The organism is Leucobacter alluvii, from assembly GCF_039530485.1.
Classification (GTDB): Bacteria; Actinomycetota; Actinomycetes; order Actinomycetales; family Microbacteriaceae; genus Leucobacter; species Leucobacter alluvii.
On record NZ_BAAAOP010000006.1, the window covers coordinates 86,243 to 98,644 of the forward strand.

Here is a 12,402-nt window from a genome sequence, read left to right on the forward strand (position 1 = left end):
CGCTCGGCCCATCGCGGTCGGTGAGTCTGATCGCCGCTGCACGGGCTGCGATCCGGTCAGTTCTTGGTGAACCGCAGACCGCCCTCGATGGCGAACCCTGCCGTTCCGTTCTGGAATTCCATGGTGCGCACTTCGAAGTTCTCCAGGATGCCGGTCGGCGCGCCCGCCATGAACCCCCATGGGCCAGCGGGTCCGCCCGCCCTGCGGTATGCGGCGAGGAAGACGCCGTTGCCGAGACCGACGGTGCCGTCTTCGATGCCTCGTCGCGACGCAAGCGCGTGCGAGGTCGTGATCATGCCGTGGTCGAACTCTTGCACGAAGCCACCGCCGTTCTCCGAGATCTCGATACGAGGTCCGGTCGGGCGACCCCATCTTCGCGGGTCGCGCTGATAGAGGTCGTAGATCGCGCCGGTGATTTCGTGAACATTCTGCTCGTTGTCATCGCGAGGCTTCACGAACTCGACGGCCTCGTCGATCGGGCCGTCGAAGATCATGCGACCGTGCTCGAGGACGATGCCGCGTTCGCACAGCTCCTGCACTTGACTCGCGTTGTGGCTCACGACAAACATCGTCTTGCCCTGATCTTGCAACTCGAGCATCCGAGTCGTGCACTTCTTGCGGAACTGCGCATCGCCGACTGAGAGGATCTCGTCGACGAGCAGAACATCGAGCTCGGTGTGGATCGCAACCGAGAATCCAAGACGCGAATACATGCCGGACGAGTAATGCTTGACTTCTGTGTCGATGAAGTCGCCGATCTCGGAGAAGTCGAGTATGGACTGAAAATGGTCGTCGGTTTCTTGCTTGTTCATGCCGAGAATCGCGGCGTTGAGATAGACGTTGTCTCGACCCGTGAGGTCGGGATGAAAACCGGCTCCGACTTCGAGGAGACCCGCAACGCGCCCGCGCGTCCGCACCCAACCCTGGTCCGGCGCCATAACTCCGGAGAGCAGCTTCAGCGTCGTCGACTTGCCAGACCCGTTCCGGCCGAGCAATGCAACCGATTGTCCTTCCCCGACGGTGAAAGAAATACCGTCGAGTGCATTGAAAGCGCTCGAGAGCGGCTTGCGGCGTATCGAAGCGATGAAGGTCTCTTTGAACGAGTGCGTGTGCTTGATCGTGAAGGTCTTGCGCACGTCTTCGAGTACGATCGCAGGCTTAGTAGTGACTTCAGAGGCTCTGGGCAAAGGAACCCTCCATTTTGCGGAAGACGATCTGACCAATCATGAGAGTGACAAGCGAGATTGCGAAGCCGATCAGCACGTATACGAGGAAGTTGTCGGGCCGGGCAATCGATGGCTCCAGCGGCAGCCAGAAGGCATCGTGGAAGAGTTCAACGGCGCCCGTGATGGGGTTCGACATATAGACGTGATAGAGCCACAGCGGGGCCCGGTCATACACGAGGTTCCAGACGTACAGCACGGGAGAAGCCCAGGTGGAGAACATCAGGATCAGATCCACGAAGTTGCGCGCGTCGCGGTAGGCAACGTTGATCGCGCCGAAGAACAAACCGAGTCCGAGCGCGAATAAGACGATGATGAGCGTGCCGATGACGAAGGCGACGATCTGCAACCAGCCGAAGGTCCATCCGCACAACAGCGCGACGATGAAGAGCAGTGCCGCCTGCGGCAGGAAATGCACCAGTGCGACCCCAGTCGCTGCGACCGGGAAAAGCTCGCGCGGCAGATAGATCTTCTTGATCAGCGACGCATTGTCGACGACAGCGTTCGTCGTGTTGCGCAGCGTCTCGCTGAAAAGGTTCACCGCGACGATACCCGCAAAGAGATACACCGGGAAGAACGACATCCCGTGATCGGCCTGCAGAATAACCCCGATCACGAGGTAGTACATCAAGAACTGCGCTCCGGGCCGCACATACGACCAGACCCAGCCCAACACCGAGCCGTGGTAGCGGGTGGCGACTCCCTTCTTCAGCAGAAGCGTGAGCAGATACCGGTGCCGGAAGACGTCGAAGAGACCTCGACTCGCGCCTGGCACGCGAAAATCGGGGTCATTCAGCAGGGAAGCTTCGCTCACAACGAGATTCTATCTGCGACAGCTGAAGGAACGAGCGCACCGTGCGAGCGCCACCATGCTACTGGGGCGGCGAGCGGTTCGAGGGCCTCCGGGATAGCGCCGCTCACGAGCTGATCATTCCCGCGATAAGCGAGCAGCAGTGCGTCGAGAACGTCCGCAGAGAATCCGGCGCGCTCCAAGCCGACTGCATTGATGCCGGTGATGCGTGGCGGTGTGCCGTACACCTTCGAAAACGGTGGTACGTCGCGGGTAACCGGGGTGCCCATTCCGATCATCGCCCCGTCCGCGATGATGCGACGCTGGTGCACGACGGCGTTCATGCCGATGTTGACTCGATCGCCGATTGCGCAGTGCCCACCGACGCTCACGCCCGCGGAGACTGTGGAATCTGCTCCGAGGAGCACGTCGTGCGCGAGGTAAGCACGGTTGAGCACCCAGCTGCGGGCACCGACGGTGGTCGCACGGTAGCTTCCCTGATGGATCACCGCGCCTTCTCGTATGACGGCGCCGGAGCAGATACGCACTCCCGCGTGCGCCAGCTCCCCGGTCCATGCAGGGTTCTGTCGGAGGTTGCTCATCTCGGGAGGTGCACCGATCAGGGCGCCCGCTCCGATCCACACCCCGTCCTCGATCACGGTGGGACCGAGAATCACTGCGCCGGGGCCGACCGAGACGCCCGCGCCGAGCTCGACGCCCTCGCCGATGAAAGCGTGGGAGCTGATCGCGGTGTCGGGGCCGCTCACGATCCGGGCCTCAGGTTCACGGCAGCACCCGCCTGCGCCGACTCGATCACGGCCTCAGCGACACGGAGGGTCTCAGTCCCCTCTCGCAGTGTGACCGCATCTTCACGGGTGCCGAGAATGGCATCGCGGAACGCCTCGTGCTCACTGCGCAAGGGTTCGCGTTTCTCGAGCGAGAACCGCGTCACCGTGCCCTCGCTCACGCCCCTGAATGCGGCGACGGTGTCCCACGATCCAGCGTGGGTGCCATTCTCGAAGAACGTGAGATCTGCCGTGATCGTGTCGGCGACGAACGCGCCGAACTCTCCCGTGACAACTGTCAGGCGCTCCTTGAACGGGGTGAGCCAGTTCACAAGGTGATTGATCATGATGCCGTTCTCGAGCTTGCCGGTGATCGAAACCATGTCTTCATGCTCACGTCCGGAGCGATGAGCCGTCTGCGCGGAGAGGGTCGCATAGGGAGATTGTGCGAGCCAGGAGGTGAGGTCGATATCGTGGCTGCCGAGATCCTTGACCACACCGACATCCGCGATGCGCGCTGGGAAGGGCCCCTGCCGGCGCGTCTGAATCTGGTACACGTCGCCGAGATCACCGTTCTCGATGCGCTCGCGGAGGCTGATGAGCGCCGGATTGAAGCGCTCGACGTGCCCGACTGCCGCGACTCGCCCGGCCGATTCGAACGCCTCGACGAGGCGTTCGGCAGCGGGCAACTCGTGAGCCACCGGCTTCTCTATCAGCGCGTGGATGCCGGCTTCTGCGAGTGCGAGACCGACCTCCTCATGGTATTTCGTCGGAACGGCGACGACTGCCGCGTCCACCCCTGCGCGGATGAGGCCCTGCACCGAGTCGAACATGGGCGTTCTCCCCGATACACCGTGCGGGTCTCCCATGGCGTCAGCAACAGCGATGAGCTCGATCCCCTCGACCTCTCGGATCACCCGCGCATGGTGGCGGCCCATCATTCCGAGGCCGATCAGGCCGTACTTGATTGTCACTTCTTCTCCAATCGGTTCAGGCGTCGATCGCGATCGACGAATCTGTTCAGTCCGCACGGCACCCGGTGATGCGATACAGCACTGCGCCACCCTCACGGTCGACCTCGGTGAGCGTAGCGGAATCCTCGACGCCAGAAATTCCGAAGTACGGCTCGGCGCGCGGTGTCTCCGGGAAGACGAACTCCCGGCCGAAATCGAGCACGTACTCGACTTCGAGAGCGGCGGCGGCGGCACAAGCCTCGGGGGTGCCCCGGTCAATACCACTCGTGATGTCGGTGATGCGCGGGTCATAGTTTCCGCCTGTGTGCGGCACGAGCACCTCTTGACCCGTCAGCGCGTAGACGAGTGCGCCGCCGTTCCACGGGTTGTCAGCCACCACGGAGTCGGCTGGCACGTGCTCGGGGAGGCGTTCGATCAGCGCCCTCTCATCGGGGCTCAGCAGGGGCGACCAACGGTCGAACTCGTATTTCGAGCTGACGTAGTTCACTCCGGCGAACGCGCCGGCGCCCTGCGTCGCGGCGAGGAGGAAAAGCGCGGCGATCGCGCCCAGGGAGAGACGGCGTGCACGGGCGTTCCGTCCGGGGAACATCCGGGAAGCGCGACGTATCGCTGGCCCGGCAACGGCAGCAACCGTCGAGGCTCCGAAGACCGCGAGTGGCAGGGCGCCTAGGGGGACGAGCGCCGCGAGCCGCCAAGGATCGTTGTACCAGGGGGAGAGGAAGAAGGTGCGCCATTCAGACGTCGGAAAGCCATCGGCGATGACGTAGAACGTGATCAGCACCAGCGAGACGCCGAGGAGCCAACGCTGCCTCTTACGCAACGCGACGAGTGCGGCGCCCAAGATCACGAGCACGGCGATCGGCCAGTTGTGCCCTTCGATACGAGGGGTCGTTCCGACTGCGTCGAGTATGGCTCCAAATGGGGTGGGATGTCCGCCTTCCCATGGGTTCGTGCTTGTGCGCCCGATGTGCCACGCGGCGATGACGATGGCCCCGAATGCACCGAGCCCGGCTGCCGCGAAGACACCGCGGAGTGCGCGACTGCGGCTCGGCAGCACGAGCAGGCCGGAGTCGTTGGCAATCCGGCCCCCGCGCAATGCGCGCATAGCGGCCGTCAAGACGGGTACCGCGAGCCACAGGCAGAGCACATGAATCGCGTTCGGGTGCGCGAGCACTGCGGCTCCGAGCGCGCCGATGCCGAGCAGCCATCGCCCGCCAGAGCTGAGTGGAAGAGCTCGCCTGGCCCATCCGAGGTCGAGCAGTTGCAGCGCCGGGACGAGCACAAACGGAAGGAGTGCCAGCGAGAGCAGATTCGGGTACAGCACACCGAAGCCGGCGAGCGAGAGTGGAAAGTTCGGAAACGCGGCGGCGACGACACCTGAGACGATCGCGACGCGCGTCGCCGGCCCAGCAATAGCCTGCCCGAGAGCCACGACGCCGATCGGCCAGATTACGGCGCAGACGGTGAACAGCACGGCGTTGGTTGCAACGGGGATCGAAGCGCCTGAGAGTTGCGCGACGAGAGCGACGAAGCCGTGCCACAGGGTGGGATAGAACGCAGGGTTTCCGGGTGACGCGAGATCCATCGCGAATGGGGATGCATTCCCACTATCGAGAATGAGCCGCACCGCGTTGAGATGGAAAATCGCGTCATACGTCTGTGAAATCGCATCGGCAGATTTCAGGCTGAGCATGAGCGTCGTCGCCGTGGCGGCGCCCCCGATCGCGGCGGCGCCGAGGGGGAGCCAGAATCGCTGCGCCGGAAGCAATCGGCCGAACTCACGGAACGCACGGGGGTGCCCGACCCATTTGCGCACACTGAAGAGCACGAGGGCGAGCGCTGCAGCTACGGCGACCGGAGACAGGAAGCTCCATGGGATACCGATCGCTCCCGAAATGATCGGTGCAATGGCAAGCACCGCAAATGCTGCGGGAACGGCGACGATCGCGAGAGCGAAGCCGCGAAGCCGGAGTGCGAAGGCGGTCGGGAGACCGAGCACCGCGATGATACCGACCGCGAGAAGAGCCGGCAGGATCAACGGAAGCCAAGCGCTCACGCTTCGCCGCCCCTGTCTCGTCCGGTCTCGTCACGATGCTCAGTGAGGCGCGCCTCCATGAGTGCCACGGCGCGTGCCAACTGGGTCACGCGGGCGTCGCTTCGGGCTTTCGCTCGGATGACGGCCACGGCAAACGCGAGTACGGCGACGATGAAGATGTAGAGCAGGAGGTCGGTACCACGGCCGATTCCGAGCACATTCGCAACGGCGGTAAGCGCATTCGGAAACAGGATGGCGAAAGCCGCGGCTATGACGAAGAGAATCGCGAAGATGCGCTTGAGGGCGAGCGACCGCTCTCCGGGCAGGAAGCGCACGGCGAGAGTCGCGATGCACACGATGCCGAGAATGAGCAGTAACTGAAAGATCGACATGGCCGCCTACCGGATGATGAGGTCGATGAGGATGTTGACCGAGTTGAGCAGAGACTGACCCTTCGCCTTGGAGTATTCGCTGTAGATGACCTCGACGGGCTCCTCTGCGTACGGAAGGCCGGTGCGCCCGAGTTGCACGACGATCTCGGTGCCGTGCGCCATACGGTCTTGTCGCAGATGGATGCGACGAAGCGCGTCCTCTCGAATTACTCGCAATCCGTTGTGCGCGTCGGTGAGGCGGGTGCGAGTCGTCCAATTCGTCACGATGACCGCCGTCTTCAGGACGATTTTCTTCAATACGCCGGCCTGCGTGCGGTCATCGAGGAATCGGGATCCGAAGACAATGGCGAGGTCATCGTTCTGGGCTCGCTCTAGCATGAGCGCCGCGTCGACGACGCGATGCTGTCCGTCGGCGTCGAATGTAACGACGTACTTCGCCCCGCGCTCGAGCGCGTACTGGAACCCGGTCTGGAGCGCCGCGCCCTGACCGAGGTTGATGGGGTGGTTGACGACATGTGCTCCGGCCGCTCGAGCGACAGTGCCTGAACCGTCCCGTGAACCATCATCGATGCAGACCGTCTGAGGGAATACGGGCAAGAGCTCCGCGAGTACACCGCCGATCACGGTCGCCTCGTTGTAGAGAGGGATCACCACCCAGACATCGTCAGCGAACCGCTTCGAGGCGGTCGGGGCAGCGTTCATAGCACCTATTCTGGCAGACGAGCGAGTGACCGCTTATTCTTAACGACTAAGAGTACGTCGAAGCTGAGGCTTCACAACGGGGAGCCTCCATGCGATCGAGTATGAAGAAGTGGGAAGGCGTGCGCGCTGCGATGTTGGGCGCGTTGACGATCATCGCTCTCGCAGCCGCGATGATCGTACCCGGAGTGGGCGCGAGCCCCGCGCAGGCTGCGAACGTGACGGACGGCTTCAGCCCCGGCAATATCGTGTCGGACGCGAATTTCTATGACGGCCGAGCTCTCGACGCGGGACAGATCCAAACCTTCCTCAATCAGCGCGTGCCGCGCTGCACAATCGGAGACCCGGGTCGAACCGCCGGCATGAAATGGGGAGAAACGAGAATCGCCTCTCAATGTCTGCGAAACTTCTCGATGAACACTCAGAGCCGTCCCGCGAATGCGTACTGCGCCGCGTATAGCGGACGAAGCGGCGAAAGCGCGGCCGAGATCATCGCGAAGGTCGGCCAGGCGTGCGGCATCAGCCAGCGAGTTCTGTTGATCATGTTGGAGAAGGAGCAGAGCCTCGTCACTGATTCGTGGCCGACGGTACGCCAGTTCGACGTCGCGATGGGGTATGCCTGCCCAGATTCAGGGCCGGGCAACAGTGCGAACTGCGATCCGACACAGACGGGTTTCTTCCAGCAGGTGTATCGCGCCGCCTGGCAGTTGAAGGTGTACCGTGCGAACCCGAACAGCTACAACTACAAGCCGTTCCAGAACAACCGTATCCAGTGGCATCCGAATGCTGGCTGCGGAACCTCGAATGTCTACATCGAGAACTGGGCCACCGCCGCTCTTTACATTTACACGCCGTATCGCCCGAACCAGGCCGCCCTCAACGCGGGTTGGGGCACCGGCGATGGCTGCTCGAGCTACGGCAATCGCAACTTTCACAATTTCTACAAGACCTGGTTCGGCGATCCGCAGCTTCCGTTCCCTGTCGATGGTCGGATCGCAACCTATTGGCAGAGCAATCGCTCCTGGTTGGGGAATCCGAAGGCTGCGGCGGTAACGAATAACGCGAACGGTGGTGGCCGTACTCAGCAGTTCTCAGGGGGAATCGTATTCGAACCCAAATCCGGGCAGGTGTCTGGAATGCAGCGGACGAGCCCGATTTACATCGCCTATTCACAAGCCGGCGGCATTGCGGGGCCTTGGGGTTGGCCTGCAGCTCCCGCTGTAAATCAAGGGGTGTCCGGAAACAACGTCATGCGTTTCCAAGGCGGCATTGTCGCAGAGGCGAAGGGGTACGGTGCCTACCTCGTGCCGACGAGGCTCCAGGCTCTTTGGGAAAAGGAGGGTGGATTTGGAGGGAGGATTGGTTTCCCGATAGCCAGCGCATTCACGGGTCCCGGAGATATTGTCTCCCAGTCCTATCGGTCGGGTGAACTCGTATACAGTCCGGCCGGCGGCTCTTTGCAAGTCGATCCTGACTTCCTAACTGCTTGGCGTGCGCTCGGCGCAGGCGGAGGGTCCATCGGAGTTCCAATTGGTCCTTCAGTGAGTAGTACTGCGAATGGCGGGGGCAAAACGTACCCAATGCTGCGAGGAACGATGTACCAGAGCCGTGCCGGGGTCTACGCGATCGGTACAGGTCCGTTTGGCGATGCTTATCGTGCTGCGGGTGGGCATACGGGATCGCTCGGCTGGCCTATCGCCCCTGCGGAATGTGGTTTGCACGACGGCGGTTGCGCCATGCCGTTCCAAAACGGAGTAGGTCTTTGGAACCAGGCAACGGGAATGGTTAAAGTCTCACCACAGACATACGAAGCGTGGAAACGACATGACGCGAAACTTGGCTATCCGGAAGTTACAGCCTCTGCGGTCGGTACGGGTGCGAACGGCGGGTTTGTCCATCGTTTCGCCACTGGTGAGGCTTATCAATCGACCGCCGGAACCTACGTGTTGTTCGATGGTCCTCTACGAGACGCTTACCGTTCTGCCGGTGGCCCGCTCGGAGGTTGGGGCTGGCCGACAAGCGATCTGACATGCGCAACGGACGGCTCGAAGTGCGTAATGTCTTTCGCTGAAGGAACGGCGACCACGACACCGAACGGCGGTTTGGAATTCGTTCGAGCCCTAGGAGACTTTCCGAAACAACGCCTCAGCGGTTCCGACCGCTTCTCGACGGCAGTCGAGGCCGTAAGGAACGCCTATCCGAGTCCCGTCGACACGGTGATAATTGCAAACGGTATGGACTATCCTGACGCCCTCAGTGCGGGCGCCTTAGGTGCGAAGTGGAAAGCTCCCCTACTTCTAACCACGTCATCGAATCTGCCTGAGGCAACGCGAATCGAGCTTGCACGCCTCCAACCGAAACGAATTGTCGTTGCTGGCGGACCGGGGGTCGTCAATGCCAACGTGATGGCACAGCTGGGCGAACTCGCCCCGCGCGTCGATCGTGTCTCTGGAGCAGATCGGTACGAGACGTCGCGGGCGATCGCTCAGGCCGGATGGCCGAATGGAACTTCTTCTCAGGTATTTATAGCAACGGGGGCAGAATTCGCAGATGCGCTCGCTGCAGGAGCCGCAGCCGGTGCGACCGGTGCTCCGGTTGTGCTTGTGCCAGGTGCGGCGAGCGCGGCACCCGTGGCTTTGACGGCTGAGTTAGATCGGCTAGGAGCGAAGCAGGTGCGTATTGCAGGTGGTGTCGGGGCCGTTTCAAGCGGCGTCGAACGTTCGCTTGCGCAAGGCCGCGTGGTAGAGCGGTTCGCTGGCGCGGACCGCTACGAGACGTCGTCTCTCATAGCGGAGGCTTTGTTCCCGCAGAACGGAAGCAACCCGTACTGGGCGAATGGTTCGGATTTTGCTGATGCTCTCGCCGGGAACGCGGTCGCTGGTGCACAGCGCTCGCCCTTGTTGCTCTCTAGAGCCTCTTGTGTTCCACCGAGCGTCTATGACTCCACGGCGCGTCTTGCTCGAGACAGGATCCTTATACTTGGCGGGACCGGTGTTCTCTCAGATGCCGTTTATATGGCGAAACGATGTGGAATATGAAAAGTGCTGGCCAGCGCCCGATCCAGATGGCCAGTGCCGGGCGCCGTTGCCAAGTCGGCAACGCGATTCGAACCCGAATTTGGAGTGCGCTTACAATTCGGCAACTCAAGAAAGCGGGAATTCCGCTACCAGCATCTGCCCCAAAGGAACGCGCTGAAGAACGAGTACTTATTGGTCCGGTGAACAGTGCGGGACAGGGGTATCTGTGGGCTCGATCACTTGAGCGGATCCGCCCGGAGATCTCAGCTTCCAACATGAAGATTGCCGCCAGTTCGGACCGCTACGGGTATCCCGCGGATCTGACGGTGCCGAGTGGGTACGCCGCGCACTCGAGAACTTGGCAGAAAGATCAATTTGCTGCGCTCCGTCACTATCAAGGAGTGCTCATCGAATCCGCTGCGCTCGTCCTTGGCGGGGCTTTCAAGTCCGATTGTCTTGCACAAATAGAGGCTTTACGACGAGCTAACCCAAAACTTGCGTTGATCTTCCATGGTAGTGATTTGCGCGACCCCGACTCTCATCTCGCCCGAGAACCCGAGTCCTACTTTCGTGTTGATAGCGACTTCACGGAAGAAATGCGCAGGAAGTCAAGGCGCAGCAAGGAACTTATAGCGAAAAGCGGAACCCGCGTGTTCGTTTCCACGCCAGATCTACTTCGAGAATCCGGCGGCGCGACGTTGTTGCCAGTCGTGGTGAAATCTGAGGCGTGGGAGACAAGGGAGCGACCCCTATCCAGAGGTCGACGTCCTCGCGTTGTTCACGCCCCTTCCAGCTCGCACATTAAAGGCACCGACCTCATCGATGGAAGGATGCAGCGACTGAACGATGCGGGTCTGATCGAGTACCAACGAATATCAGGGATCCGTCATTCTGAAATGCGGAATGTTTACCGTGAAGCGGATATCGTATTGGACCAGTTTCGCGGCGGACCATACGGGGTGGCGGCCTGTGAAGCCCTTGCCGCGGGTCGAATTGTTGTTTCGCATGTCCCCGAGTGGGATCGCAAGTTAACTCGCGAGTTGAGCGGAAAAGAACTACCAATCGTGCAATCCGCGGCTTCTGAACTTGAGGACGTCATAGCCGAGATCCTGTCGGACCCGCAAAAAGCGCGCGAGAACGCGCTGAAGGGTCCCGAGTTTGTTCGTCACTGGCACGACGGTCGTGAGAGCGGCAGAGTCCTCGCGGAGTGGCTTGATTCCGTCACGTAAGCAAAACGAGGGAGAAAAGCTAGGAGCAGCTCCGAAACCCGTCGCAGCTCGCCTTTGGCTGCAGTCTCAGTCAAGTCGACTATTCTTGAAGGAACTGTGCTGGAAATGGCTGGCGCACTGCGCGAGAGGTCGATATAACCATGGCATCTGAGTTCATTCCCCCGGCCAGGCCGATCATCGGCGATGAAGAGCGGGAAGCAGTCGACCGTGTCCTGCGGTCCGGAATGATCGCCCAAGGGCCAGAGGTCGCCGCCTTCGAGCAGGAGTTCGGTGCGCATTTCGCTGAGGGTCGCGCCACGGTTGCGGTGAACTCAGGCACGAGCGGCCAGCATCTCGGCCTGCTCGCCGCCGGCGTCGGGGCGGGCGACGAAGTCATCGTCCCGTCCTTCACGTTCGCGGCCACTGGCAACTCCGTCGCGCTGACCGGGGCGACCCCGGTGTTCGTGGACATCGAGCCCGACTACTTCACACTCGACCCCGAAGCCGTGCGTGCGGCGATCACTCCGCGCACCAAGGGAATCATGCCGGTGCACCTGTACGGGCACCCGTTCCTCGTCGATCAGATCGAATCGATCGCTCGCGAACATGGAATCGCGATCTATGAGGATGCCGCGCAGGCGCACGGTGCGAGCTGGGACGGCCGGCAGGTGGGTGCCATCGGCGACTTCGCGATGTTCAGCCTCTATCCCACGAAGAACATGACCTCGGGCGAGGGCGGAATGGTGACGTGCGCGACCGAGCAGATCGCGCGGAACGTTCGCCTGCTCCGCAACCAGGGAATGGAGACGCAGTACGCCAACGAAGTCATCGGGTTCAATGCCAGGATGACCGATGTGCACGCGGCGATCGGTCGGGTGCAGCTCACCAAGGTTGACGGATGGACGGGGCAGCGTCAGCGCAACGCTGCGGCGCTCGATGAGGGTCTCGCCAGAGTTGCCGGCGTGCAGACGCCGAAGGTACACCAGGCGGCTTCGCACGTGTACCACCAGTACACCGTGCGCCTCGATGCCGGCGAGCGCGACCGTATCCGCGAGGCGCTGAAGCAGGAGCACAACGTCGGCTCCGGGGTGTACTACCCGATTCCGAATCATCGTCTGCCATCTCTCGCGAAGTATGCGCCCGGTCTTTACCTCCCCGAGACCGAGCGCGCCGCCGCCGAGGTCCTGTCGCTGCCGGTGCACCCCTCACTGAGTGAAGCGGATATCGAGCGCATTATCGCCGCGGTGACCCAGGTCGCCGGGGCCGGTGCTTAGGACGC

10 protein-coding genes are annotated in these 12,402 nt (G+C 62.0%); 3 read left to right on the forward strand and 7 right to left on the reverse strand.

What is annotated here, in order from left to right; translation table 11 throughout:
- Positions 1–56 precede the first annotated feature (56 nt).
- Genes ABFX18_RS08960 through ABFX18_RS08990 form a run of 7 tightly spaced genes read right to left on the reverse strand, consistent with a single transcriptional unit; the run spans position 57 to position 6,901 of the window.
- Positions 57–1,187, reverse strand: a complete 1,131-nt coding sequence (locus ABFX18_RS08960; RefSeq protein WP_211649079.1) for an ATP-binding cassette domain-containing protein — start codon at positions 1,185–1,187, stop codon at positions 57–59.
- On the reverse strand, positions 1,171–2,037 hold the full coding sequence (locus tag ABFX18_RS08965) for an ABC transporter permease (RefSeq protein ID WP_211649078.1): 867 nt from the start codon (positions 2,035–2,037) through the stop codon (positions 1,171–1,173). Before ABFX18_RS08965 ends, ABFX18_RS08960 begins: the two co-directional genes overlap by 17 nt.
- Positions 2,034–2,780: a DapH/DapD/GlmU-related protein gene (locus ABFX18_RS08970; RefSeq protein WP_346058076.1), complete on the reverse strand. Its 747-nt coding sequence runs from the start codon at positions 2,778–2,780 to the stop codon at positions 2,034–2,036. Before ABFX18_RS08970 ends, ABFX18_RS08965 begins: the two co-directional genes overlap by 4 nt.
- On the reverse strand, positions 2,777–3,772 hold the full coding sequence (locus ABFX18_RS08975) for a Gfo/Idh/MocA family oxidoreductase (RefSeq protein WP_211649075.1): 996 nt from the start codon (positions 3,770–3,772) through the stop codon (positions 2,777–2,779). The genes ABFX18_RS08970 and ABFX18_RS08975 overlap by 4 nt, the downstream gene beginning before the upstream one ends.
- A 46-nt stretch (positions 3,773–3,818) precedes the next feature.
- Positions 3,819–5,828, reverse strand: coding sequence for a DUF6541 family protein (locus tag ABFX18_RS08980; RefSeq protein WP_346058077.1), 2,010 nt, complete (start codon positions 5,826–5,828; stop codon positions 3,819–3,821).
- Positions 5,825–6,199, reverse strand: coding sequence for a DUF2304 domain-containing protein (locus ABFX18_RS08985; RefSeq protein ID WP_346058078.1), 375 nt, complete (start codon positions 6,197–6,199; stop codon positions 5,825–5,827). The genes ABFX18_RS08980 and ABFX18_RS08985 overlap by 4 nt, the downstream gene beginning before the upstream one ends.
- Before the next feature lie 6 nt (positions 6,200–6,205).
- The gene (locus ABFX18_RS08990) at positions 6,206–6,901 is read right to left on the reverse strand and encodes a glycosyltransferase family 2 protein (protein WP_090151793.1); all 696 of its coding nucleotides are present in this window, start codon (positions 6,899–6,901) and stop codon (positions 6,206–6,208) included.
- Between the two features lie 101 nt (positions 6,902–7,002).
- On the opposite strand from ABFX18_RS08990, the gene ABFX18_RS08995 reads away from it, so the two are divergent.
- The 3 genes from ABFX18_RS08995 (at position 7,003) to ABFX18_RS09005 (ending at position 12,397) form a co-directional block, all read left to right on the forward strand.
- A complete protein-coding gene (locus ABFX18_RS08995; RefSeq protein WP_346058079.1) occupies positions 7,003–9,936 on the forward strand; it encodes a cell wall-binding repeat-containing protein in 2,934 nt (977 codons plus the stop codon).
- Positions 9,933–11,144, forward strand: coding sequence for a glycosyltransferase family protein (locus ABFX18_RS09000; RefSeq protein ID WP_346058080.1), 1,212 nt, complete (start codon positions 9,933–9,935; stop codon positions 11,142–11,144). The genes ABFX18_RS08995 and ABFX18_RS09000 overlap by 4 nt, the downstream gene beginning before the upstream one ends.
- 140 nt (positions 11,145–11,284) lie before the next feature.
- Entirely contained in the window at positions 11,285–12,397 is a 1,113-nt protein-coding gene (locus ABFX18_RS09005) for a DegT/DnrJ/EryC1/StrS family aminotransferase (RefSeq protein WP_346058081.1), read from the forward strand.
- The last annotated feature ends 5 nt before the right edge of the window (positions 12,398–12,402 follow it).